Origin of the sequence: Ferrovibrio sp., assembly GCF_002796975.1 — a bacterium.
Lineage (GTDB): Bacteria > Pseudomonadota > Alphaproteobacteria > Ferrovibrionales > Ferrovibrionaceae > Ferrovibrio.
In genome coordinates this window covers 92,064-117,177 of the sequence record NZ_PEKV01000005.1, presented here as the reverse complement: position 1 = coordinate 117,177, position 25,114 = coordinate 92,064, and the positions used below count along the sequence as shown (strand labels likewise).

Annotated in this window: 22 protein-coding genes; 3 read left to right on the top strand and 19 right to left on the bottom strand. The window is 61.0% G+C overall.

Annotated features, from left to right (window positions below; genetic code table 11):
- Positions 1-5: 5 nt before the first annotated feature.
- The 19 genes from CTR53_RS05515 to CTR53_RS05425 all read right to left on the bottom strand — a co-directional run bounded on the left by CTR53_RS05515 (position 6) and on the right by CTR53_RS05425 (position 21,978).
- A complete protein-coding gene (locus tag CTR53_RS05515) occupies positions 6-1,070 on the bottom strand; it encodes an N-acetylneuraminate synthase family protein (protein ID WP_290809807.1) in 1,065 nt (354 codons plus the stop codon).
- Between the two features lie 19 nt (positions 1,071-1,089).
- On the bottom strand, positions 1,090-2,253 hold the full coding sequence (locus CTR53_RS05510) for a class I SAM-dependent methyltransferase (RefSeq protein WP_290809805.1): 1,164 nt from the start codon (positions 2,251-2,253) through the stop codon (positions 1,090-1,092).
- On the bottom strand, positions 2,232-3,815 hold the full coding sequence (locus CTR53_RS05505) for a hypothetical protein (protein ID WP_290809803.1): 1,584 nt from the start codon (positions 3,813-3,815) through the stop codon (positions 2,232-2,234). The genes CTR53_RS05510 and CTR53_RS05505 overlap by 22 nt, the downstream gene beginning before the upstream one ends.
- The gene (locus CTR53_RS05500; RefSeq protein WP_290809801.1) at positions 3,808-5,544 is read right to left on the bottom strand and encodes an ABC transporter ATP-binding protein; all 1,737 of its coding nucleotides are present in this window, start codon (positions 5,542-5,544) and stop codon (positions 3,808-3,810) included. The genes CTR53_RS05505 and CTR53_RS05500 overlap by 8 nt, the downstream gene beginning before the upstream one ends.
- Positions 5,544-6,206: a PIG-L family deacetylase gene (locus CTR53_RS05495; protein ID WP_290809799.1), complete on the bottom strand. Its 663-nt coding sequence runs from the start codon at positions 6,204-6,206 to the stop codon at positions 5,544-5,546. Before CTR53_RS05495 ends, CTR53_RS05500 begins: the two co-directional genes overlap by 1 nt.
- 14 nt (positions 6,207-6,220) lie before the next feature.
- Positions 6,221-7,189, bottom strand: coding sequence for an N-acetylneuraminate synthase family protein (locus CTR53_RS05490; protein ID WP_290809797.1), 969 nt, complete (start codon positions 7,187-7,189; stop codon positions 6,221-6,223).
- Between the two features lie 13 nt (positions 7,190-7,202).
- Positions 7,203-8,495, bottom strand: coding sequence for a pyridoxal-phosphate dependent enzyme (locus tag CTR53_RS05485; protein ID WP_290809795.1), 1,293 nt, complete (start codon positions 8,493-8,495; stop codon positions 7,203-7,205).
- 38 nt (positions 8,496-8,533) lie between these two features.
- Positions 8,534-9,598 (bottom strand): ATP-grasp domain-containing protein, encoded by a 1,065-nt coding sequence (locus CTR53_RS05480; RefSeq protein ID WP_290809793.1) that lies wholly within the window; start codon positions 9,596-9,598, stop codon positions 8,534-8,536.
- On the bottom strand, positions 9,588-10,481 hold the full coding sequence (locus CTR53_RS05475; RefSeq protein ID WP_290809791.1) for a hypothetical protein: 894 nt from the start codon (positions 10,479-10,481) through the stop codon (positions 9,588-9,590). The genes CTR53_RS05480 and CTR53_RS05475 overlap by 11 nt, the downstream gene beginning before the upstream one ends.
- Positions 10,478-11,995 carry a UDP-2,4-diacetamido-2,4,6-trideoxy-beta-L-altropyranose hydrolase gene (gene pseG, locus CTR53_RS05470; protein ID WP_290809789.1) on the bottom strand — a complete coding sequence of 506 codons (1,518 nt, stop codon included), beginning with the start codon at positions 11,993-11,995 and terminating at the stop codon, positions 10,478-10,480. The genes CTR53_RS05475 and pseG overlap by 4 nt, the downstream gene beginning before the upstream one ends.
- Entirely contained in the window at positions 11,992-13,344 is a 1,353-nt protein-coding gene (locus CTR53_RS05465; protein WP_290809787.1) for a glutamate-1-semialdehyde 2,1-aminomutase, read from the bottom strand. The genes pseG and CTR53_RS05465 overlap by 4 nt, the downstream gene beginning before the upstream one ends.
- Positions 13,344-14,093 (bottom strand): hypothetical protein, encoded by a 750-nt coding sequence (locus tag CTR53_RS05460; protein WP_290809785.1) that lies wholly within the window; start codon positions 14,091-14,093, stop codon positions 13,344-13,346. The genes CTR53_RS05465 and CTR53_RS05460 overlap by 1 nt, the downstream gene beginning before the upstream one ends.
- Positions 14,090-15,079: an N-acetylneuraminate synthase family protein gene (locus CTR53_RS05455; protein ID WP_290809783.1), complete on the bottom strand. Its 990-nt coding sequence runs from the start codon at positions 15,077-15,079 to the stop codon at positions 14,090-14,092. Before CTR53_RS05455 ends, CTR53_RS05460 begins: the two co-directional genes overlap by 4 nt.
- A complete protein-coding gene (locus CTR53_RS05450) occupies positions 15,076-16,047 on the bottom strand; it encodes a Gfo/Idh/MocA family oxidoreductase (protein ID WP_290809781.1) in 972 nt (323 codons plus the stop codon). The genes CTR53_RS05455 and CTR53_RS05450 overlap by 4 nt, the downstream gene beginning before the upstream one ends.
- Positions 16,047-16,856, bottom strand: a complete 810-nt coding sequence (locus CTR53_RS05445; protein ID WP_290809780.1) for a class I SAM-dependent methyltransferase — start codon at positions 16,854-16,856, stop codon at positions 16,047-16,049. The genes CTR53_RS05450 and CTR53_RS05445 overlap by 1 nt, the downstream gene beginning before the upstream one ends.
- Positions 16,856-18,064 carry a UDP-4-amino-4,6-dideoxy-N-acetyl-beta-L-altrosamine transaminase gene (gene pseC, locus CTR53_RS05440; protein ID WP_290809779.1) on the bottom strand — a complete coding sequence of 403 codons (1,209 nt, stop codon included), beginning with the start codon at positions 18,062-18,064 and terminating at the stop codon, positions 16,856-16,858. Before pseC ends, CTR53_RS05445 begins: the two co-directional genes overlap by 1 nt.
- Positions 18,065-18,094: 30 nt before the next feature.
- Positions 18,095-19,132: a UDP-N-acetylglucosamine 4,6-dehydratase (inverting) gene (gene pseB, locus CTR53_RS05435; protein WP_290809778.1), complete on the bottom strand. Its 1,038-nt coding sequence runs from the start codon at positions 19,130-19,132 to the stop codon at positions 18,095-18,097.
- A gap of 59 nt (positions 19,133-19,191) precedes the next feature.
- Entirely contained in the window at positions 19,192-20,784 is a 1,593-nt protein-coding gene (locus CTR53_RS05430) for a Gfo/Idh/MocA family oxidoreductase (RefSeq protein ID WP_290809777.1), read from the bottom strand.
- Positions 20,785-21,048: 264 nt separating this feature from the next.
- Complete coding sequence (locus tag CTR53_RS05425) at positions 21,049-21,978, bottom strand: class I SAM-dependent methyltransferase (protein ID WP_290809776.1); 930 nt, start codon at positions 21,976-21,978, stop codon at positions 21,049-21,051.
- Between the two features lie 136 nt (positions 21,979-22,114).
- Here CTR53_RS05425 and CTR53_RS05420 point away from each other — a divergent pair, with 136 nt between their 5' ends.
- Genes CTR53_RS05420 through CTR53_RS05410 form a run of 3 tightly spaced genes read left to right on the top strand, consistent with a single transcriptional unit; the run spans position 22,115 to position 24,874 of the window.
- Positions 22,115-23,236, top strand: coding sequence for a DegT/DnrJ/EryC1/StrS aminotransferase family protein (locus CTR53_RS05420; RefSeq protein WP_290809775.1), 1,122 nt, complete (start codon positions 22,115-22,117; stop codon positions 23,234-23,236).
- 52 nt (positions 23,237-23,288) lie between these two features.
- Positions 23,289-24,152 (top strand): PIG-L family deacetylase, encoded by an 864-nt coding sequence (locus CTR53_RS05415; protein WP_290809774.1) that lies wholly within the window; start codon positions 23,289-23,291, stop codon positions 24,150-24,152.
- Positions 24,149-24,874: a class I SAM-dependent methyltransferase gene (locus CTR53_RS05410; RefSeq protein ID WP_290809773.1), complete on the top strand. Its 726-nt coding sequence runs from the start codon at positions 24,149-24,151 to the stop codon at positions 24,872-24,874. Before CTR53_RS05415 ends, CTR53_RS05410 begins: the two co-directional genes overlap by 4 nt.
- Positions 24,875-25,114 lie beyond the last annotated feature (240 nt).

Below are 25,114 nucleotides of genomic sequence, written 5' to 3'. Positions count from 1 at the left end.
GCCCGTCACTTAGGTGCACTTCCGGCCACACAGTCCCAGCTGAACGTTGCGTCTTCCTCCAGCGCGGTTGCCAGAGTGCGGCCGATCAGCCGGTCCAGATCATAAGGCGGCAGGCCATCGCCTGGAGACTTGAGTGCGATATCATCGACCTGCAGCACATGACCAGCGGCAAGCGGGCGGGCGGCAACCAGCTTCTTACTCATCTTCTTGATCGGAGCCTCCTCCTCGGGCAGGACGCGTTTCACGCCATCGCCGAGGGCCGCCCGCGTCCGTTGCAGATCACGTACCATCTTCCGCATCCCGTCTGGAGCGAGCGAGAAAGCATGGTCCGTTCCGCGCCACGATCGGTTGAGTGTGAAATGCTTCTCCACCACACGTGCGCCCAGCATGTAAGCGACGACGGGCATGGCAATCCCGTTGTCATGCGCCGAAAGCCCGACCACCACACCAGGGAACTCACGCCGCAGGGTTTCGATGACCCGCAAATTCAGCTTCTCGACTTCACAGGGATAGCTTGCCGTGCACTGTAGGATGCTCAGCTGTCTATTGATCGGCATGACGGCATCGTACATGCGCCGGATATCGGTCATTGACCCACCACCCGTGCTGACGATGACCGGCTTGCCAAATGCCGCCACATGTTTCAGCAGCGGAATGTTCGTCAGGTCGGCCGACGCGATCTTATAAAAGGGCATCTCGAGTTCTTCCAGGAAGTCAGCGCTCGAAATGTCGAATGCCGTGGCGAAGAACGTAATGTTCAATTCCTTAGCCAGCTTCCTGAGCTCGACATACTCGTCACGGCCAAATTCGAGAAAATCTCGATGCGCGCCATAAGTGGGGGCGAAAGCATTCTCGCTGTTATACGCCTGGTCATACATGGCCTTTGTAAACAGCGTACGGTTATCGCGCTTCTGTAACTTTACCGCGTTGGCGCCAGCCTCCCTGGCCGCAACGAACAACTGCCGACACTTGTCCAGATCGCCCTGATGGTTGTTACCGATCTCGGCGATCACATAGCAATCGGATGCGTCGTTAACCACGACATTGTCAAATGTAAGTTCGGCGGACATGCTGTCGATTACCTCGTTCTCAGATTAAGCGGCCAAGCCTGATGGCCAGGCCGATTCCCTTGGCATAAATATCCATTTTCATTTTCTGCAGGCGCATCCGGGCATCATACAGGCCCGAAGGTTCCAGTGCGGCATGCATGTGGCGTACAGCCTCATCCATCTCCGACTTTCGGCGGCCAAAAACCGCAGCGACGATATCCTCGCCACATATACGCCTCAGCAAGGGCCGCAACAGCAGCAACAGCCGGAGCATTGCGGGTTCCCTCAGGAGTTCGGCGACATCCGGTTCGGCAAACAGATGCCGGATGGCTGCAGACGGATTGATCGGCTCCCTGCGAGTCATCCGATCATCACTCGAACCAACCCGGGCGACTACGATAACCTGCAGGGCAGCCATTGCCGGCAGCAGCGCAGCGAGACGCATCTCAAACTCTACCCACTTTTCGATATCGCTCAATGCCGCGATCTGCGCCTCAAGGACATTGCGCATCGCAAAGACCATCACCGGACGGATCGGCGTGCCCGGCGCAGCCCATTGCACCAGCAGCATGCTAGGAACCAGCAGCGGCGTAGCCAGTACGGACGTAACCTGCAGTCCCATGCCACGCATCTCATCATCAAGATCGGCAGACCGGAAGAAACCGCTGTCCGGTTCTAGTCCGCCCCAGGCGATGATGCTGTCCAGCGAGCGATTATTGAAAACCGCCACGCCATTCGGCTTCAGCACCGACGCGACGGGACGCAGCAGCGGGCGCCAATCACGGAACCGGTTTAGCACGCCGAAACTGTAGGCCCCATCGAAACTCTGGCTAGCGAATGGCAGACTGTCCATTGACATCCCGACCACGGCTCGAACCGGACAGGTCGCACCACGTCGGTCGATCTGTTCGAGCATCGACGCGGAAGGGTCGAGCGCGATCAGTTCTCCTGCATGACCACGCGCCATGAGCGATGCAATCCGCCCCGTTCCTGCACCCAGGTCCAGCAATCGCCCCGCGCGCGGCAGCGCCTGACGTGCAGCAGTCAGTTCGATTCGGCTGATATAGTCAACATGCCGCGGGTACTGGGCGAGTTGCCGCGTGTAAATCCAGCCCCGCCCCCTAACCGCCCAGGCGGTTTCCGGCGGGGGGCTGTTTTTGCCTACCGACTGCGGCAGGCTTTTCACTGAAGATTTAAATAGCACGCTTCAAACTCGCGGTCGGTCAGTCCGGGTGCAGTTTCAATGGCCTGCTGCAGCTCATCCCAGGCAATCTGGCAGCGGTTGTCGCGATCTAGCCAGCCGCGAACAGTTGCACAACGCCGCGACAACATCGCATCTGCCTGGTTGGTGAGAAATCCCAAGCCAAAATCAATATGCACGATCGGCAGGTCGAACTGGAGTGCCGCCGCCAGCGTCGTTGTCCGCGACCAATCAAAAATTACCGCGTCGGCCTGGCTGGCTAGGTTCTCGAACCGCCCCTGCAGCGGCGGCTGGCCAGTGATGGCCGAGAAAGCATCGGGGAACGGCTGATCGCTTTCTGGATGTCCCTTGAGCAGAACTTCATAGCCGAGCGCTTTCAGCCGGCCGAGCAGCCGGGCATGCCAGTCGACAAGAACCGGGACCGGCAACAGCGGCAGGCCGCGCTCCATCTCCGTCGTGTACTCGCTGGTCACCAGCATCACGCGGCGAATCTTGTCTGGGCGCGCGGTGCGGGCACGCGTGATCACCTGCTCATGGCCGACGATGACGGGGGGGTGCGGTTGCACCAGCAGATCCAGACGCAGTGTCCAGCGGGGATAGGCCTCGGCCTGTCCCGGACTGATCGTGCGGAACTCGTTGCAAGCCTCGAAATCCACAACCGTCTTCTGGATCGACGTGGTGTAGCTCGACCCCGGCGTATGGTCAAACCCGGTGATCCAGCCTCCGGCCCGGCGAACGGCATGTCGCAGCAGCCGTGGCCAGATCGGACTGCCGGCCCCGGTCCACAACTCGCGGGGCAGTCGCTCCGGCCTTTCCAGCAGACTCTTCAGACGGGCGCATATTCCGGCTAGCGCGTCGAGGAAATAGTCGGCGAGATACTCACGCGCCGCACCTTCCAACGCCACACCACCAGCGGCGAAAGCCTCGGCCGCGATACGCACCAACACTTCAGCCAAGCCGGATTCGGAAACTGCCGCGGTTGCCGCCTTGAGATCACTCTCGGCGAGCGGGCCGAACCACACATGCGGCCCGATATAGGTAACCGGACGATTGTTGCGACGCGCATGCGCTGAAATCCGACCTGATGTGGTGATGACGACGGGGCCCGGCTGCGCGCCAGGTTCGCCGAAATAGAGACGACGCAGACCATCCCGGACCAGGAGGGAGCGCGCGATGCGTAGCGGCAGGCGCAGGCCCGATGGTTTTGGCATTCCCTGCCGCAACCGATCAGCCAGAAGCGAACCCTGCGGGCATTGATCGCGTAAGAAGCTGCTCAACAGGCGGTTCTGCGGCACCGTATGACAGGCCTGGCCGCTGTTGCGGCAATGCTGACGCAATGCCCAGGCGGAATAAACTGTCATGACTTCCGCCATTGCATGCGGGCTCAACACGGACAGCCAGTCGCGCCAGTCGGCATTCGTCTGCTGCCGGGCCAAACCGATACAGGCGGTAATAAAGGCGTCACGGGTCGCCAGAAGGCCTGCACGGCTGACGGGCCACGTGAATTCACGCACGCCTTCACTACTGACGTCTAACTTTGCGGCGTCGAGCTGTAGATCAGACATGACCACGCGCTAGACCAATCCCATCCGAGGCTTCGATCACAACGCCATCTTTCAGGTGGTAAACAGTATCCGCCAGTGCGGCGAGCGCCGGCTGATGCGATATAGCAAGAATCGTCACCTTCCCTTTCAGCGCCGCAAGCGTCGCGCAGATTTCCGCTTCGGTACGGCTGTCCAACGCGGAAGTCGCTTCGTCCAGAATCAGCAGCGCCGGCCGGCGGGCAAGCGCGCGGGCAATGGCGATACGCTGTCGCTGCCCGCCAGAGAGCCAGCCACCGCGCTCCCCGATCGGGGTCTCCATGCCATGCGAGAGTTTCTCGACGAAGGCCCATGCATCTGCCGCTCGCAATGCATTCTCTGCTGCCTCGGGTGTGATCATAGGGTCGTCCAGGCTGACATTGGCATAGATGCTGTCGTTGAACAGATACACTTCCTGCGGCACATACCCGATACTGCGGCGCCAGGCCTGTAGATCGATATCCGTCAGATCCACGCCATCCAGCCGCACGGTTCCGCTCTGCGGTACCTGCAGGCCCAGAATGAGATCGATGATCGTGGTTTTACCGGAACCGGAGGGGCCGACAATCGTCGTCAGCTGACCAGCCGGCACCGACAAACTCAGATCATGCAATACCGCGGCTTCTCCATAGGCGAAGGTCACATGATCCAGGACGATCTGGCGTCGAAAGTCGGGAGACTTGCGTCCGGTGTTGATCTCGGGCGCGCGGCTGGCGGCAGTAATCGACTGCTGCTGAGCCAGCCAGGCCGGCAGCATGCGCACCAGCCCCTGATAGGAATTCTGGGTCGCCCCGATGGCAGCCAGAATCCTCTGCAGCACGACGGCCATGAACAGAAGCTGGCTGAACGGGGTATCGGCATGGTTCACCGCGCCATAGACGCCGAAGGCCAGGATCACGGCGATGAGCGGCTCGTTGGCATTGGCCATCAAGGCAATGGCAACCATCTCCTTGCGCTGAGAGCGGTTGACCTCCTGCGTATCCGCCTCCAACAGCGGCGCAAGCCGGTCCTCCCGGCCCATGGCTTTGATCGCCTTGAACGACATCAGACCGTCGGCCAGCCGCTGCGTCAGCGAACGTAGGGCCTGGTTCTGCCGAACGCTGGCATCGCGGGCAACGCGGATCGGGCCACGCATGATGATCAGCATGACTAATCCGGCCGCAACAGCGGCAATGGTGACCGGCCAAGAGACAAACAGCGCGAGGACAACATAGACGGCAGTTCGGACCAGCTCGCTAATCAGCCTGCAGGCGGCAACAAAGATACCCGATGCCCGCATCGCTTCACCACTGACCGCATTGGCGAGAATGCCGACTGGCTGGCGGATAAAATATGACCACTGCGCCTTCATCAGGGTGCGCATCAGTGCAATGCGCAGATCCGTGGCAATCTGGGCTGCGGCAAAACCCGACGCCACAGCAGCACTGAGTGTCAGCACAGCCTTGAGCAGGATGCCTGCCACCATCACCACCAGCAACAGCGGGAGGGTCGGCTCTAGGCCAAGGGCCCGGATGGGCTCCAGCAGCATGTTGGCGGCGCCCTCCCCTGCAGTCGCGCCGCTGACCACCTGCAGCACCGGCAACAGAGTGAACACGCCGATACTTTCAGCCATCGCTGCGGCAAACAGCAGTACCAAGCTGGTTACCATCGCCACCGGATAATGGGTGGCAAGATAAGCCAGCGATTCGCGCAACTCGGAAAACTGTCCGGTCATCAGACCTGGCATTCCCGCATCAACTCGAAGGCTTCAGCAGCCATCATGCCTGCAGAGGCACCGCGCCACCGGGCCAGAGCTTCGATTGCTTCCAGCGATCGTGCATGTGGAAAGGCACGCATTTCGGCAGCGTAAGCCTGCAGAGCGCGCATCTTGGCCGGCAGATAAGCGGCGATATCGACATACACCGTCGGGCGGAATACCCCAGAGGCTGACCATTCGGTGCTTGACTGCGTTTCGTAAGCCAGAATACGGCGTACTGTCGCACCCGGCTGCGGGCGGCAGGCCGTCAGCACTGCCTGCGACACCCTCTGATGATCGATATTCAAATCCACGCCGCAATGCGTATAAACGATCTCAGGCCCGACTTCGGCCACCACTTTTTCCACCAGCTTGACCACATCCAGCAACGGCAGGCTGTCCAGGCGGTTATCGGGCAATCCGCCAAATCGCGGAGCCTGGATGCTCAGTGCATGGGCGGCGGCGGCGGCGGCGGCGCGCAGGGCCCGCATTTCATCACCCCGGCCGGTGGGGTCACGCATATCATCACGCGATGTCGCTCCTTCGGTGACAATCAGGACATGAACATCGTCGCCGGCCGTCGCATGACGGGCCAGAGTGCCGCCGCAGCCCAGCACTTCATCATCAGGATGGGCCGCCACCACAAGTATCCGGCTCATTTTTCTGCCTCGAACAGATCCCACGACAACGGCTGGTCGGTTGCCACCGGCTGCGCCAGCCTGCGACCAATCACGGCTGTCTGCTGTCCTGGCAGCAGGCCGTCCTCGGGCCGGGTCACTTTCAGGTCTGCGGCCGTGATTTCCTCGCCGGCCTGCATCGAACGGGCAAAATGCAGCGAGCGCCGCATCGTATGGATGGATTCCACATCGGGAGCGAAATTCGCGACCAGCGCCGCTTCGGTTTCCCGGATCGCCTGCACCATGCGTGAAAACTCGTCCGGCAGAATCGAAACGTGGTGGTCAGGACTATAGCCCTGCTTGTTGTTGGTTAGATGCTTTTCAACGATCCGCGCACCCAGGGCGACCGCCGCCACAGCAAGATGCATGCCCCAGGAATGATCCGACAACCCTACCTTGCAAGGAAGGATTTCCTTCAGCACGGTAATATTGCGCAACCGCATCTCGGTCGCCGGTACCGGATACCGGCTCACGCAATGCAGGAAGGCATAGTCCCGCATACCAGCATCGCCCAGGCGGCGGGACAGGGCAAGAATTTCTTCCAGCGTCGCCATGCCAGTGGAAATGATGATCGGCTTGTTGATGCGGATCAGATATTCCAGCAGCGGTTCATACGTGATGTTACACGAGGCTACCTTGTAGCCCCAGGCGCCGTATTCCTCCATCCAGGCCAAGGAGGTGAAATTTGTGGCCGTCGAAAGGAAACGGACCCCGCGACTGGCACAACGCTCCATCAGCTTAGGATACCAAGCGCGCGGCATTTCCAGCTTTTTGAGCATCGGATAGTTGGGGTGACTCGGCGCCAGCATTTCCTCCGCAAGAAAACTCTGAAATTTGGCGACATCGGCACCACAATCAGCCGCGACATCGATTAGATCGAGTGCGTGCCCGAGGTCGCCGTCGTGATTCGAGCCGATTTCAGCAATGACAAGAACCTTGTCGGACATCCGTGTTGCCCCCTTACTCAAACTCGGCAATCCAGCGACCAAGACGGCCGGCAACGCGGTGTGCCGCGTCGCCTCGCGCCACCTCACCCCGCACCTCGGGAATGATGGCGGACAGTCCTTCATCGAGATGCGGATGGAAATAGCCGCACTCCGCCTTGAGTTGCTCCTCGCCACCACCGGTCAGGTTCAGTTGCACCGTCTCGGTGCGCCCGATCCGGCCGCTCTCGACAAGCTGCTTAAGTCCCGCGAGTGCCGCCGCCGCCGGAAGCAGCAATTGCAGCCTCTCAGTGCGCCATGCCAAATGCTGCGCCGAATAGATTTCACTGTTGGTAACGGCTGCGCCTCCGATCGACCAGCCGTCGTCCAGGCGCTCTTTCAGCCCGCCTGGATAGGCATAGGCAGGATCGGCACTGGTCAACATGGGAGAACATGCCGAATCGATGTAGTCGAGATAGGGTGTTGCATCGACCTTGACGCGGCGGGCCTCAAGGGCATCCACCAGCAGCGTATAAGGCGCATTCTGGATCAGATGCAGCGACATCGGCCGGGCAGATGCGCCCATCAGCAGTTCGTAGGTTCGCAACGCCGCAACCGCGCCCGAAGCCGAACCGACGGCCTGGACGTAATGATCGGGAACACGCCCAACGGCATCTACAAAACTAGCGGCGCACAAGCCCAGACCGGTGGTCCGCCCGATATTGGTAAAACCGCCCTCATTGATCACTGCGCTTCCGAGCGCAGCCTGTACGGCCGCACAGAGCCGGCTGGCATCAAGATAATTGCCCGGCTCACGCACCGACACGAACCGGACAAAACGTTCAACGCGTTCCGCCAGGCCATCCTCGTCGGGCAGCCACAGCGACGCGCGTGCATTGCCGGGCACCGCGATGACCGTGGGATAGCCGATCTTTGCCCCGAAATAAGCAAAGGCACGTGCCGTATTGCCCGCGCTGGCCAACAAGACTGGACGCCGGCAGTCATGCGTGCGCAACCGGCTGAAGACCGCCACCGCCTCCAGTTCCTTGAAGGAGCAGGTCGGGGACGTCTGACCCAGCTTAGGGAAATGGCCTGTCAGGGTCAGGTAAAGATTGTCGAAACCAAGCGTCTCTGCCAGGCGTGTGGCTCGGAAAGTGGATACCGGGAATGGCGTGTCCAGCACCTCACTGCACGGCAGCAGAGCGGCATAGCGCCTGAAGCCCGTTGCATTGCGGTCGATGGCAACCGGTCCGCGAGGCTGGAAAACCGGAACTGTCTTGCCGCTGCAGCCACTGGAACAGCTGTTCATCACGCCATTGTCGTCGGTCATGGCGCCGCAACCGGGGCAGCGGACTTGATAATGCAACATCACTCTTCCACCTTTAGATCGAAACCATGACAGAACGCACGCAGATCATCGATGTGGATGGCCATGTCATCGACGAACTTGACCGTCATCGTACCCTCCCGAAAGCGGGATGGATCTGGAGCGGAGACTGGCAGGCCCTGCGCCATGTCGATCAGCATCTCTGGGAAATTAACGCCCGAGGCAATGATGTTGAAATCTTGGGCGGCGTGCCGGCCGCCATTGACATCTATCACCATGGGCTCGCCACCACGGCGGCGCAGGAATTCGACATTGTTCATACCTGGGAACAACTTCATCTCCCGCGCTACAGCAACAGCATGGCCTTCCATGACCGCGTCGCGCCGGATGATCCCGCAGAAAGTGTTGGCACGGGTCCGCGGCGGATCGATCTTCTGGCGCGCGACAGAAAACAGCGGATTGCCATTTGCATCCATCATCAGCGAAACGTTGAATTCTTCGCCATCGACCTGTTCCTGGTACAGGAAGTCCAGCCCAGCACTTTCGAGGGCCGCCACCTGGATCTTCAACTCGTCGAGCGAGTGGGCACGATAGTTATGCCTGTTGCCGCGCGTACGGCAGGCCTTGACCACCATCGGCGCGCCCAGCTGCGTCCAGGCATCCTCAAGCGCAACTTCCGAGGACAGCAGGGTGCGCGGCATCGGTACCTTGCCGCTCAGCATACGGGTGGTCACCCCCTTGTCGAAGGAGGCCTCCAGCGCCTCCGGGGGCGGCAACAGCATTCCACAGCCGGCTTCGGCCAGGCGCGCTGCATTGGCGGCGATGATCGGCAGTTCCTCATCGACCGCACTGTACCAGAAGGTCACACCTTCGCGGCGGATTACATCCAAGATGCAGTCGAAATAGTCCGACGCAAGAGTGGGGGGAACTTGATAGGCAGCATCAACCCAGTCGGACCGATAAAGATTTCCAGCCAGCGGATTCAGTTCTGCGCCGATGATACGATAGCTGAACCGCGTCGAGCTGTGCAGGGCCTTGTATATGGCCGGATAGCCCGGCCCGCCCGCGCCCGTGACCAAGACAGTCCTCATCGGCTTAGCGCTCATTACGATCCTCTGCTTTTTCGCCGGCCGCCGGATGCGAAAACTGGCGCAACACCCGTGCCGGCGTGCCGGCAATGATTGCGTGATTCACTTCAAACGGCCCCAGCACGGTACTGTTGGCCCCGACTTCGGTGCGGTCACCGAGGATGCAGTCACCCACCACCACCGCACCGGCCCATACGATCACCCGCCCGCCCAGACGAGGCACTGCGCCGCGCCGGTTAGCTCCTAGGGTGGTTCCTTGGTACAGGGTGCAGAAGCTGCCTAGCGTGACCCGGCGGTGAACGACGATGGCGCCGCAATGGGCAAATACCAGGCCAGGACCAGCGCTGACTTCCGCCGGAATATCGATGCCGAAATAGGCGCAGTTGGAAGCATGCCATAGCCGTGACAATGTCGCCGCAATCCGGCCCGGCAGCGACCGCGATCGCAGCAAGCTATGGCTGACGCGATACGACAGATTGACCAATATCTGCGGTCGCCGGATCAATGTTTCCACCAGACTGCCGTGCCAGTTCGCCAACAGGTCCGCAGCCAGCAGATCCTTCATCGAAGCAGGATCGACTACTTCGACCAGCAGCCCATAGAAATCCATGCGCACGCAGACGACGCCGTTCTCATCCATCCAGCTGCCGATCTCCTTGTCGGCGATCGAGGCGATCATCACCAGGGTATCGGGATGTTCTTCCCGCAGCCGCTCGGGCCGCTCGACCGGCTTGCCATCCAGATCACGCGCGGAACTGAAACTATCGACCGCATATATAATCCGGTCCCGCGGCAGCAGCCCCAAGGCCAGCAGTCCGGCACTACCGGCTCCCCAGATGACAATCCGATTGTACTGCGCCAAGCGCTCCGCGATACGCCGCTTCAGCATGGCCTTCATCATGGCGTAGTCCTAGCATCGCCGCTTCCTGCCGCAATAGGATCGCTGCGATACCAGCCGTTGCCGCCATCCTGCCGGTAACCCGCTTTGGCAAAAATGCTCGCCGAGGCCAGATTTCCCGGACGAATCTCGGCATGAAGCGGTAGTTCCGGCAGCAGCCTGCGCAATGCACGCAACGCTGCGGTCCCCACGCCCCGTCCTGCATGATCAGGATCGATCATGATGGAAACTTCGTGCCGTCCATCCGCCATCCCATCCACCCGGACATAGCCAACCGGCTTGGGAGCCTCGACGATATAAAGGTCCAGATCGATCATCTGCAACCGGCGCTGCCACCAGGCCATGTGCTCGGCATAGCTCGGCGCGGCCGAATTGCGCATCCACTTCCGTGCTCCTGGCGTCGTCTGCCAGCGGAACATAAGCTCGGCATCGTTGAAACTTGCCGGACGCAGTCCGATGCCGTTCCCGGCATTATCGCGTGGCGGGCTGATCGCAAGTGCCGCCCGGCTTGCGCCACGGCCGTTACAGAGACGCATGCCGTTTTCACTCATGCACTGCAGCGTCGACGGATCCCGCAGTAGCCCCAGCGCCATGTCGGCGAGAGCGGGTAGGTCGAGACTATTCCAGTCGCCCGCCAACCGGATCGCACCAGCCTCATGGATCGCTGCCCCCTGCCTTTGCTGGTTGTCGGCCGTCACCACGGCGACCACCGGCAAGCCCAAGCTGGCCGCCTCGAGCAGAGAGGAGCCTGCCGCCATTATTGCAATGTCGGCCGCAGTCATCTGCGCCGCCATGTCATCGACATCATGCAGTACTGATATGGGATAGGGCAGGCGCGGCGCCATCTCGGTGAGCACCGAAGCACTCTCGGCACTGGCCCCGACAATCACGGTTACTGGAGCCCGGTATCCCGCATCGGCCAACGCCGACAGCACGCGCGGGGTCATCCGCCTGCCGTCCGCCGCACCGAAACTGACCAGAATCCTGCCGGCGTCGTGCCTGTCAGAACGCCGGCTGCGGGCGGTCTGCCGCGCGCGGGCGAATTGCGGTCGCAAGAGCGCGTATTCAGCACCGGTAAGATACCGGCACTCGTCCGGCACTCTGCCCCTGTAATCTTCCGGCCGGCACCCTGGAACCGGCGCCAGCAGCATGTCGCAATCATGCTCTCGGTCTGCCAACTCATCGATCACCAGGATTTCTTTCGCCCAGGATCTGCCGGCATGCTCGAACCCGGCCGACAGTCCATAATGGTCTGCCACCAGAAGAGCGATGCCATCTGGATACCACGCCGCGATTTCATCCGCCTGCGCAGCTTGGGATGCCGCGACATTAACAACCCGTATTTCATGACCGGACTGGCTGATAGCCGGCAATACGCCTGTGCTGCTGGCACAGGTGGCGAAAGTCGATTGCCAGCCGGCCTCTGCCAATGCGTTCGCCAGAGCAAGACAGCGCATGACATGCCCGCCGCCGATGGCAGGCGAGGCATCGCAGCGGAATACGGCTTGGTGCGTCACAGGTGCTTTCGGAATACCGGCCGCATTGGCGGGCCGATCAGCAGGCCATCGGTAGTGTTCTGCGCCAAGGCCTGGGCCAGAACCGGACAGGCCGCATCAAAAGCCTGCTCGGTAGCGGCAATCTCGGCCTCGCCATGACTTGGGGTCGGCACGAAGATGCCCTGCAGCAGAACGCCATGCGCGATGACCTCCTGCAGGAACAGCGTCTGGAAGGCCGCATTGGGCCTGCCGTCCGGGCCACGCACTTCAAGGGCCATCAGCGCCGGATAGCCGTAGATTCGCAGATGTGCATCGAGCCCATGGCGACGGATCACCGACTGCAGGCGGTCGCGCAGCAGTTCACCCGTCTGCGCAGTCTGGCGCACGATCATGCCGTCGGCGAACCGTTGTAGAGTGGCGATGGTGGCGGCTAGGCCGACCGACTCCCCGCCATGCGTCGTCGACAGCAGGAACAACTTGGGCGCACCCGCCGGTTCCAGACCGCCAATGCTCATGACGTCGCCCCGACCGGTCAGGGCAGCATTGGCATACCCATTGGCGATGCCCTTGCCGTATGTGTAGAGGTCTGCCTCTGCCTTCAGCGTAGCGGCGGCACCAGGCACGCCGAGTTTCAGGCCGGTCACCATCTCATCGAGGATAAACAGCGCGCCTTCGCGATGGCAAAGCGCCCGGACCTCCTGCAGATAACCGTCCGGCGGCGGCTCGAATTTCACCGGCTCCATGATCACGCAGGCGATCTCGCCAGGATGGGCGCGGAACACGTCATGCAGCGACGCGACGTCACCGTAGGAAAACTGCCAGGTGTGCAGCTTCGCCTCGTCTGGAATGCCGAAATCGCAGGCTGTCGTGCCGATAAACCAGTCGTCGTAGGAAAAGAACGGATGTTCCTTAGGCACTGCCACACCAGCTCGGCGCGTGAAGCCACGCGCCAGCTTGACGGCCGCCGTCGTCACAGCGGACCCGTGCCGGGCGAACTTCACCATGTCCGTACCCGTCAGAGACAGAAAAGCTTCTGCCGCAACCAGTTCAAGCTGCGACGACCGCTGGAAGATCACGCCATCCTTGATGGCGGCACAAACGGCACGATCGACCGCATCATCGGCGTGACCGAGCGAAACGGCCGTCAGCCCCATGGCCCAATCGACAAGGCAATTGCCGTCCGCATCCCAGATGCGCGGACCCTTGCCGCGCACGATGCCGTTAGGCGATTCAGCAGGGAAACGGTCGCGACCACGGGAATAGGTGTGGCTGCCGCCAGGAATCAACTGTTCGATCCGGCGTCCGAAAGCCTTCGACTTCTCGAACTGCAGCCGTGTCATTTCATTGCGTCCCCTGTCTTCGGTCGTCATCACGGATAATTCCCGTCCCACAGGCGTTTTGGTTTGGTGTAAGGCGCGAGCAGCGCGGTCAGATCCGGGCGTGAATCGAGAAAGTGGACAATGTCGCGCAGGGGGATCAGCGGCGCCCTATCCTGCAGCGCCTCATAGATCCTGCGGCACACCACAAGGTCTTCTGGATAATCGACGGTCAGCCGCAGGTCCATGCGTGCGCATTCCGCCTCGGGTAGAATGGCCTGAACCCGGAAGTCCTTGAAATTCTGCCGCGCATAGCGCGAGCAGTTCTCGCTGCGATGTTCGCTGGTCCCGTTCCGATGCGACCGCCGCAATGCCTCAAGGGTGAAAATCTCGAAATGGGTACCTTCCGGCAGTCCGTCGGTCGCCGTGATATCGTTGCCGTAGCGCTGGTGGTCGTGCCAAGCCCGTTCAACCGGTTCGGAATACAGGAAGGGGCATTCCGTCGTCACGCGGAAGACGTCGGTTCCGTTGGCCGCTTCGGCGCAGGCGATCAGTCTGGCCAGCACATCCACCTCGCTGCCGACGATGTAGGGAATGCCACGTCCCCGCGCCACCTCGACAAAGACCTGATTCTCGGTGCCTTCCGATATTCCCAGCACGGGCATCTCGATCTGCGGCAGCCGGGCAATGGTGTCGAGAATCTGGTCGAGGATCGTTTTGCCCGCGAGCAGGTTCTGCATCGGTTTGCCATAGAGGCGACTGCCGGCATTGCGGCAGGCCAGCGCTGCAATCAGCCGTCTCATCGGATATCCGCCTTCAGGATCGCGCTGCCCGCCGCAACGGCTCGGCCCAGATGGCGCCCAATCGCCAGCGCGGGATCGTTCAGACCTTGGCCTGGCGGCACATTTTCGGTCCGCTTCAGTTCGATATCCCCTTCACCGAGGACATGGCCTGCTGCCAGATCGCGCAGCGCAAGGACTTTCTTGATCGCCTTGTGCCGGTATGCCCGCTCGCCATCGGTCAATTGAAGTGCGGTGGAGCCCAGAGCCTGCTGGAGGCGTCGCATCTGCCCGACATAGTCGGTGAATTCGTCCGGCTCCAGCGCCGAGACGTAGTCTTCGATTTCTAGATGGCGACTGATTGTCAGATGCTTCTCTATCCAGTCGGCTCCCAGTGCGACCGCCATGGTGCTGACGGCCATGCGATCTGGGGATGCACCATCGACATGATCCAGGAAACCGACAGGCACACCGAAACGCTGCTTCAGAACCGGCAACCTGGCCAGCCCACTGAGCTCAACCGGCGTCGGCTCCGACTGGAAGCCGTAAAGTAGGGTGATGCGCTCCCCGGCCTGCCATTGCCGGATATCGGCAAGCAGGCCGCCGATCTCATCTTCCTCTATGCCGCCAATCGAAATGAACACATGCGGCACGATGTCGAAGGCCTGCCGCATCAAGCGGCGATTGAAGAAATTCGACGAATGAAATTTCAGGCCGTCCGGCCTGATCGTGCGGGCCATAGCCAATGCACGGTCGCCGGATACATCGGTGAACAGCGGTATCCCGGCCACACTGGCCAACCGGCGCACCTCCTGCCATGCCTCGACCGGCATCTCGAGTTGCCGGTACCAATCATAATACTGGTAGTCGGGCTGCGCGATGTCGTCCGCATACACAATCTGGAACTTCACGGCATTGGCACGAGCCTTCGCCGCGGCCTTGATATATAGGCGGCACAGGTCGAGGCGGCCCTCATACCCCTGGGCAACTTCTGCAATGATGCGACTCACAGGCACGCCTCCTCTTTCAGGCCACACATCCGGCGTGCTGCCAGAACCTGGCGCAGGACGCCCAGTGCCTCCCAGCCATCGCAGGCAGGGCGCTGCTCGCCACGCAGGCAAGCAAGAAAATTCGCCGCTTCCCCGCGATAATCGTCATCGACACTGCCACCAAACATCTGCTTCGCCATCACGCTGCCATCCGCAGCCCAGGCATCGAGACGCCGGTTGCGGATGTCGATCCGCAGCAAGCCTTCGGTAAACCCGACTTCCGTCACACGCAGCCGTGGGCGCGTGATGTAATCGAGGTGCAGGCTGGACTGAATCCGCCTGCCATGGCGAAGAATGACATCGGCGCAGTCTTCGCTTTCGATGCCAAGCAGGCCGCTGTTCTGCGCCGCCGCTGCAACCACCTCGGCAGGACCGAGCAGGTGGTTCAGCAGGTCAAACTCATGGGTCAGGTCGAAGATGACGCCGCCGGTCGATGCATCCGCCGCGTAATTGCTGAGGTAATCACTGCCCGGCCGCCATTCCGGCAGATACGAGGCGCAGATGCCGCGGGCCCATAGTGGCTCACCCAGCCTGTCGAACAGCGCACGGGCAGCGGAGACCGCCGGATGATACCGCATGTTGAGCGCGGCAAAGACAATGGTACCGCTCTGATCGGCCACGGTGAAGACCGCAGCCAGGTCAGTCTCGGTATGGGCCAGAGGTTTCTCGACAAAGACATGCAGGCCGCGCCGGATCGCTTCGATCAGATCAGCATGATGAAAGCGGCTGGGCGATGCCACCACGATGGCATCGGCCCGGTCGAAAACCACAGAGCGCGCATCGACCACCTCACCGCCCAGCGCGGCAAGGGCGAGGCGACTTTCCGGCCGCGGATCCCAGCCCATCACCTGCGCGCCGGCCGACAGGAAGTTCCGCGCATGCCGGATGCCGATCGAGCCAAGCCCGACAATTCCGACCGTGACGTCCATCAGTCCGCCCGACGCCTGAAGCTGACGATCATGTGCTTGCTGTCAGGCGCAAACGCATTGCCAGCCCAGTCGCCATACCACTCCGGCTGGTCGAACCATGGCGCCAGCAGTCCGTCGAGTGTTTCAGGCGAGTAAATCCGTAATGCCTCAACGCGGCCTTCATCGACACTGCCATTGCGGGCGATAAACTTCTTTTCATGGCGCAGGACACCGCGCTGCCGGTCGTAAGCGAAGGCAGACAACGAGAAGCGGAACGGGTCTTCTGCTGCGAGCTCGCTCCAACGCTGCCAGCGGCCGTCAGGTTCCGCCAGGCAATGTGCAATGGTCGCCGGATGCTGGTAGAGTTCGAGCAGCAATCCGCCGCCGGGCCGGACCATCGCGCCCAAACTTGCGACAGCCCTGCGCTCATGCTCGCCGGACAGCGCTCCGAAATAGGCAAAGGCCCCGGTGATACAGATGCCCAGATCGGCCGGAGCCGGACGGCGCGAGGGTTCCAGCATATCGTCACGCCAAACATCGACATTCTTGCAGCCGGCGGCCTCAACCCACTGCCTGGCAAAATCGATGCGGCTGGCTGCCAGATCGAATCCCTGCAGCCGCTGCATGCGATCGGCCAGGGCAATCAGCAACCGGCCATTGCCGCAGCAGGCTTCCGCAACACTGCCTGCCCCGGAAAAGCGGCGGCCGATGAAATCGGCCTGCTGTACCGATCGCTCCAGCGCCATGGCCCGATAGTTCCGCAGCGCTTCCTCGGTCGGGAAATTCGCCACGCCTTCCACACCCTCGTAAGCGGCCGACAGGTCAACCATCAGGAGACAAGCCTGCTCAATGCGGAGACCACGCGATCCTGGTCGGCCTCGGTCATGTCTGGATACAGCGGCAGGCTCAGGGCCTGGTCGTAATAGGCATCGGCACCCGGCAGGGAAATCCGGCCATAGCGTTTGCGATAATAGGGCTGGCGATGCACCGGCAGATAGTGAACCTGGGTGCCGATCCCCTCGGCGCGCAGCTGCTTCATGACCGTCGCCCGATCACGGCCCAGCTGGTCGAAGCGGATATGCACGACATACAGATGCCAGCCCGCCTCCGCGCCAGCGACGCGGCCGACGGGGCGCAGCAGCGGCGCCATATCCGCCAGCAGTACATCATAGCGCGCCACAAGCGCCCGGCGGCGGGCTAGGAAGCCATCGAGCTTTGCCATCTGCCGCAGACCAAGGGCGCATTGTAGATCGGTGGCGCGGTAGTTGAAGCCGATCTCGGGCATTTCATAATACCAGGGATGGGCCTGCCCGCTGGCATCCAAAGCCTGCTCCAGTTCGGTGAAGGCTTCCGGCTCGCGGATCATTCCATGATTGCGGAATCGTGCGAGCCGCTCTTTCAGCACCGGGGCGGAAACGGTCACCGCGCCGCCTTCTGCCATGGTCGCCGTCTTCACCGGATGGAATGAAAACACCGTGGCATCGGCATGGCTGCAGGCGCCGACTGAATGGGCCCCGTTGCCATAACGCGTGCCCAAAGCGTGGCTGGCATCTTCGACAATGCTCAGGCCATGCCGCCGGGCAAGGTCGTGAATGCCGGCCGGGTCTGCCGGCTGACCGTTCAGGTGCACCGGGAAAACAGCCTTCACTCGCCGGCCGCCGGAAGCCGCCTGCACCAGGGCATCATCGAGATCCTGCACCCGCATTAGGCCCGTTTCGGGATCGACATCCGAGAACACGACCTCTGCCCCCACGTATCGGGCCGCATTGGCGGTCGCGAGGAAGGTTAGGCTGGGAACAATGACAACATCGCCCTCGCCAAGACCGAGCGCCAGCGCCGCCAGATGCAGGCCAGCCGTACCGCTAGAGCAGACGACGGCATGCCGGGCTCCGGTGGCGGCGCACAAGGCCTGCTCGAATGACACCACCGTGGGGCCACCGGTAAGGAATTCGCCCCGCAAAGCCGCAACCACCGCAGCGACGTCATCATCGTCGATACTCTGGTGGCCATAGGGAAGAAAGCTTCCGGGCGCCGTCATGCCGTCACCGCAACAGCCGCAACGATCCGATTAGTCCGCGTCCAGCCACCGACTGAGGTCGGCAGGATCCAGCCATTGCGTATTGTTGTCGCTTGCATAGCGGAAACCATCCGCCACCCTTTCCGCTCCGGTCTCAGTGTAATCCCGCCAGGTGCCCCAGTTCGGAAAAGCCGGCTGAAGCACATAACGATCCTTCAACTCCACCGTATTGCGCGAATCATCCTCAGTGATCATGACTTCATGCAGCTTCTCGCCCGGACGGATGCCAACAATCTTCTGCGGGCGGCCCGGCGCCATTACCTCGGCCAGATCAACGATCTTCATGCTGGGGATTTTGGGGACGAAAATTTCACCCCCGCGCATATGGGCAAGGCTTGAAGCCACAAAATCGACGCCCTGACCCAACGTGATCCAGAAACGCGTCATGCGCGCATCTGTAATCGGCAGCGCTTCGACACCCTGTTCCAGCAGCCTCCTGAAGAGCGGAACAACGCTGCCGCGGGAGCCTATGACATTGCCGTAGCGGACCACGCTGAACCGTGTCCGTGCCGAGCCACTCATGCTGTTGCCGGCAACGAAGATCTTGTCAGAGGCAAGCTTCGATGCGCCGTACAGGTTGATCGGGTTAGCGGCTTTGTCGGTGGACAGCGCAACGACGGTCTTCACTTCGTTACGGATCGCCGCCCGCACGATATTTTCGGCGCCCAGTACATTGGTGTGAACGCATTCGAACGGATTGTATTCGGCAATCGGCACATGCTTGAGTGCCGCCGCGTGGATGACATGATCGACATCGCGAAACGCCATCTCCAACCGGTCGGCGTCGCGTACATCCCCGATCAGGAAGCGCAGGATGTCGAACTTCTGGTGCGTCGAAAAATCCTGGGCCATTTCATATTGCTTAAGCTCATCCCGCGACAGGATGGCGACACGGCGCGGAGAGGCCTTTTCCAGCAATTTGCGCACGAAGCGGCGGCCGAACGACCCCGTCCCGCCGGTAATGACAATGGAGCTCCCATCAAGCTGGTGCCAATCCGCATCTGCGGCGAAGCTAAGATTCTTTGTCACTTTTAAGTCTTCTTTTCCAGGATGGATTGTTTTCGATGCTCGGGCGAAAAGATCGGCTATCAGCTCGCCTGCGCTGCAACTTCTTCTAGGCGTCCCGCCGCTTCCCTGTAGCACCGGCCGCTGCGGGGGCAGGTCATGTCTGGACCGAGCTTCTCACCATCATGGGACATCCAGCCGATCTGCCGCGCCGGCACGCCGGCCATCAGCGCATGAGGCGGAACATCGGAAGTGACGACGGCACCGGCAGCGATGAAGCAGTATTCGCCGAGCGTGTGCCCACAAACGACTGTGGCGTTGGCGCCTATGGTAGCCCCACGCTTCACTAGGGTCTGTCGGAATTCATCCTTGCGCTCGATCTCGGCACGGGGATTGTTCACGTTAGTGAATACGCAGGAAGGCCCGCAGAACACGCCATCCTCCAGCCGGACGCCCTTGTAAATCGAGACATTGTTCTGGATCTTGCAGTTGTTGCCGACCACCACGTGCGGGCCGATCGTCACATTCTGGCCGATCACGCAGTTGCGGCCGATATCCGTGTGGCCAAGAATGTGGCTGAAATGCCAGATCTTCGTGCCATCGCCGATGGTAGTCGGCTGGTCGACATAGGCGCTCTCGTGGACGGTGGCGCCGGGGAAAACGGGCTGGTTGGTCGTCCTGACTGGTTTGTCCATGGCCATTTGTGCGCGTTGCAACACCTTCAGCACCCGCACCCCTTCCCAGCCATCGGTGCGCGGTGGCGAAGATGTGCAAATGCAATCGATGAAATGCTGGCATTCCAGCTTCAGGGGTTCACTCTCATCCAGCGGAATCGGCTGCCCCGTGGCCTTGTTCGGCACCGGAACACCGTCTTTCCACTGTATCTCGTGCGGATAGAGCAACAGCTTGCGATCCCAGGGCTCGCCATCGTCGAACACAGCCATGCCACGCTCGCCGACTACGACCAGCTTCTGCTCCTTGAACGGATGCAGCCAAGACACGAAGACATGCGCACGCTCGCCGCCGGGGAAGCTGAGATGACTGGTCGTCACATCGGCAACCTGCCGGTTCAGATACGCGCCGCCAACTGCTGTCACGTCATCCGGCTCGCTACCGACTAACGCCAGAATCATCGAAATATCATGCGGCGCAAAACTCCAAAGCGCATTCTCCTCCCGGCGCACTTTCCCGAGATTGAGGCGATTGGAGTAGAGATACTGCAGTCGCCCGATGCCACCATCGGCAACAAGCTGCTTCAGACGCAGGAACGCCGGATGATAGTGCAGCAGGTGCCCGACCATCAGGATGAGTCGGTGGTTTTCGGCCAGGCGGCAAAGTTCCATCGCTTCATCGACATTCAGCGCGAGCGGCTTCTCGACAAAAACATGCTTGCCGGCCGTCAGTGCCTGGCGCGCCAGCCGATAATGCATCGCCGCCGGCGCGGCAATGACGACCGCCTGGATTTCCGCATTGCCGAGCAGCGTGTCGAAATCCATTGTCATGGCGTTGAACTGGGCGGCCATGGCCGCCGCCTGTTCGGCATTGGCATCGCACACGCCAGCAAGCACGCCCAGAGCAGCGAAATTGCGGACCAGATTCTTGCCCCAGTAGCCGCAGCCAACTACGGCCAATCGCATTGCGTTTTGTGACATCTTTTCCGCTGGATGATTCATCATGCTACCGCACTCCGGGTGGGACCGTCCCCAACCAGAGGCCACACCGCAGCCGGGAGAGCAGACCGGCCGCACCCGGGAGGGTCGGCCGGCATGAAAAGACACTGCCGCGCCTGAAAGGATTGACCGCCGCGCCAAGGAGGGCAGACAGCATCCGCTAGTGAGGAACTCTCGCCGACCACTGCACGTTCACGGCCTGAACAGTAGCGATAATGGGCGCTTAAGGTCAAGCTGAACGGCAATGTGAAGACCTGAGACTGGACTGGATCAGGGCCGGCGGGCAAACAACAGGCCCATTCTGAAATTACCACTGATCCAAGCACTTACGTCCCGGAAGGGCAGCCGCCTCGCTAAGCGGGCGAGGCCGCCATCCGCCCAGTCGACCAGATACCTATCTGGAAACGAGCAGTTCCCAAAAATATGCTCAACCGTACGGCGAAGACTGCGGCGCGTCCAGTAGCTGAGTCGCTGGTCCATGTAGCGGCGATTCCGATTCGCCGTCTCGCGCCAGTCCAGCCCGGCCTGGAACGAGTTCCGCACCCCCAAGATTGCCCACATGGACAACCACCATTGCGGGACGTAGGGCCAGAGCCAGCTCACCAGCGGCACGAAGATATGCGGCTCGGTCGGCAGGTACCATTTGCCCGGCAGCAGATGGAGCATGCTGCCACCCGGCCGCAGCACGCGGAAAATCTCGCGGAAGACTTCTTCCTTATTGAGTGCATGCTCCAGCACTGAGGTGCTGATGACGATATCGAAATGCTGATCCGGGAATGGCAGGCGATATGGCGTCGGCTGAATGACGGCGCAGCGACCGGCAGCCAGTTCCTTGCTCTCCAGCCAGTACTCCCCCATATCGCAGCCGAAAACGTCCCAGCCCATGGCACACAACCGTTCGACAAGTTCTCCGCCGCCGCAGCCGAAATCCAGAACCCGGCTATCTCCCGGAGCGATGCCGCCCAGATCGCCGAGGGCCTTATGCATGAAGCCCGCAGCGTGTCGCCCGTCATTTTCAGCCGGCTCTACCTGCCATGCCATGGTTGCCTCTTTGTTCGAATATTGCTCCGCCTCGACAACAAGCCGATAGCATCCGAGGGCCGTGGCGGGCAAGGCCGCCAGTGATGGTCGTCGCAGCGCACGCAGGATCCGATCCAGCGCCGAGCAATGCTGTGAAAACACCGGTCCGCCAAGCTTCACATGACCACGATATCAAACCTGGAAACATTGTGCGAAACCGCAAGCTCCGGTAGGTAACTAGATGTTTTGAGCGTGGCGCCGCCTGCATTCGACGCATGGTTTGCCGGCATCCAGAAGCAGCAGAGGGTTCTCCGACGTGAGTCGCATCGATTTCATCGATCTCAAGGCGCAACGCCGGCGGCTTGGCACCCGCATCGAGCAGGCCATGGCCCGCGTGGTCGATCACAGCGGTTTCATTCTCGGCCCCGAAGTCACTGAGCTCGAAAAACGGCTGTCTGCCTTCTGCGGCGCGCGCCATACCGTTACCTGCGCCAATGGTACCGATGCGCTGGAACTGGTTTTGATGGCGGAAAAGATCGGTCCCGGTGACGCAGTCTTCGTGCCCGCATTCACCTTCGTCGCGACCGCCGAAGTGATTCCCGGGACCGGCGCCACACCCTATTTCGTCGATGTGAACGAAGATGATTTCTGCATCAGCCCCAGCAGCCTTGAGCAGGCGATCGCCGGCGCGAAGGCCAAGGGCCTGAAGCCGCGCATGGTGATCCCGGTCGATCTGTTCGGCCAGCCGGCCGATTATGACGCCCTGCTGGACATCGCCTCGAAACATGATCTGGTCGTCCTGTCAGATGCCGCGCAGTCATTCGGCGCGGAGTTGCATGGCAGGAAAACAGGCACCTTCGGAAAATATACAACGACCAGCTTTTTCCCGGCCAAGCCGCTGGGCTGCTACGGCGACGGCGGCGCGGTATTTACCGATGACGACGCACAGGCGGACCTGCTGCGCTCGCTACGGTTCCACGGCAAGGGCCAGGACAAATACGACAACGTTCGGCTGGGTATGAATTCACGCTTGGATACGCTGCAAGCGGCGATTCTGCTGGAGAAACTCGATATCTTCGCCGATGAGATCGTGGCCCGCATGCGCATCGCGCAACGCTACAACGATCTGCTGCGGCAGACCTTCAGTGTGCCACAACTGCGTCAGGGCGCCACATCGGTCTGGGCGCAATATACCCTGCTACTCGAGAATCGCGACGCGATCGCAAAGGCTTGCGCGACCGAAAAAATCCCGACCGCGATCTATTACCCCATCCCCCTGCACCTGCAGCAGGGTTATAAGCAGTATCCTGTGGTTGGAAACGGGCTGCCGGTTTCCGAGAAGCTGGCGCAGAAGGTGATCAGCCTGCCAATGCATCCTTACCTCGACGAGGCGACCCAGGACCGGATCGTGGCGACCATCCTCGCCGTCGCGAAATGAAAGCTGGCTGCTTGGTTCGTCGTGGGGAAACACGCTGGCGTGGAGGCAGGCTTTGGTCTCGCTTCGCAATCTTGCACAGCGTATAGATCGCCACTTCCAGACGCGGCAGGCCTACAAGTTCTTCATCAAGGACTGGACTGGCCTCGACGATCTTCACGCCGCCGCCCCACTACTGGGAACTATGCGTTTCAGCCGGAATCTGCAGCCGGTCATCATGGATCATCCGCAGGCTAAGCGGATCGCCGTGCTTGCGCCGCACCCCGACGACGAAGTCCTCGGTGCCGGCGGCACGCTGGTAAAAAGCATTGCCGCGCGTATCCCGGTTTCCACCATCTACGTGACGACTGGAAAGCCGGCCGACCAGATGGAAAGCGAAGCGCGGCAGGTGGCGGAGCGGATCGGCTTCGACACGGATTTTCTGAAATTCGAGCTGAACAGGATCGCGCTAGACAGGCCATCGTTGGAGACTTGCGCTGCAGCCCTGAAGCGAATCGGCCCGGACTGTATCTTCCTGCCCTTCCTGCTCGACGACCATGACGACCATCGGCGCGTCTCCGAACTGCTCCTCAGGATGTGGCAGGAGGGTCTGTTTGATCCCGAAGGCGTGGAAATCTGGGGTTATCAGGTTTATACGACGCTGCCGCCGAACGTGGTGATCGACATCACCGAGACGATCAAGCATAAAGCTTCGGCTATGCGGTGCTATACCAGCCAGATGCAGCGGCGCGACTGGGCGCATTATATTCTAGGCCTTAACGCCTTCATGTCCCGCTTTCTTCCTGGATCGAAGTCGCCCTGCTACGCGGAGGCGTTCTTCGTGGTTCCGGCAAAAAGCTATCTCGAACTTTGCGAGATCTATTTCCGCAATCCCGGCAAAACTTACTACACCCCTTTCTATCTAGATGGTGCATTATGAGCGGCAAGCAGACCGTAACTGAACACTTCGATTCCTACGCCCCGACCTGGCATCTGCGAATCAAACAGCATCCCTACGCGATCCGGTATCGCGTCGTCGAACGCATGGTCGCGGGCCTTTCGCCGAAGACGGTGGTGGATGTCGGCTCAGGCACGGGCGAGTATTGCCAGCTCTTCGATCCGCAGACCTATATCGGCTACGACATCTCCCCGGAGATGGTGAAGCATAGCAGCCGCCTTTATCCGACCCATAAATTCGAAGTCGGCGACGCGGAGCAGATCCCGCAGCCGGATGCCTCGGCCGATCTCACCCTCGATATCGCCGTCATCGAATACTATGACGACCCGCTGCCCCATATGCGCGAACTGGTCCGCATCACCAAGCCGGAGGGCACGGTAATCGTCGCGGTCCCCAATGGCGACAATCGCAGCAAGAAGCCGCTCAATGGTCTGGCGCGCCTGATCGATCGCTTACTGGTCCGGCCATACAAACCCTACAAGAAAGACATTCTGCACAACGCCCATACGCTGAAGGACATGAGAGCCCTCGGCGAATCGGTTGGCCTCAAGATGGTCGATTACGGTTACTGCAGCCTGCGCGTCCTAATGCATGACCGCCCCAACACGGCACTCTCCGAAGTTTGGAGCGATCGGCATTCGCTGGACTGGTTGTCCAGCAAGACGGCCACGATCCTAGTCTGCCAATACGTAAAGACGGTTTAGCGCGGGCAGCATTCCCCGCGGCGGCGGCCCAATAGGGCACAATCAACAAAAAAAGCCCCGCACAGGCGAACCTGGCGGGGCTTTTGATTTGGTTGCGGGAGCCAAGGTGATTCTCGGTCTTCTCTAAGCGGGAAGATTGATTAACACCCTCCGCTGCCATTTAGGTAGATCACGATTCGTGCTTTCCGGTCAATCGTTTATTCGGGTGACCGGTTATGGGCAGTCTGTCTTGGGGGAAGG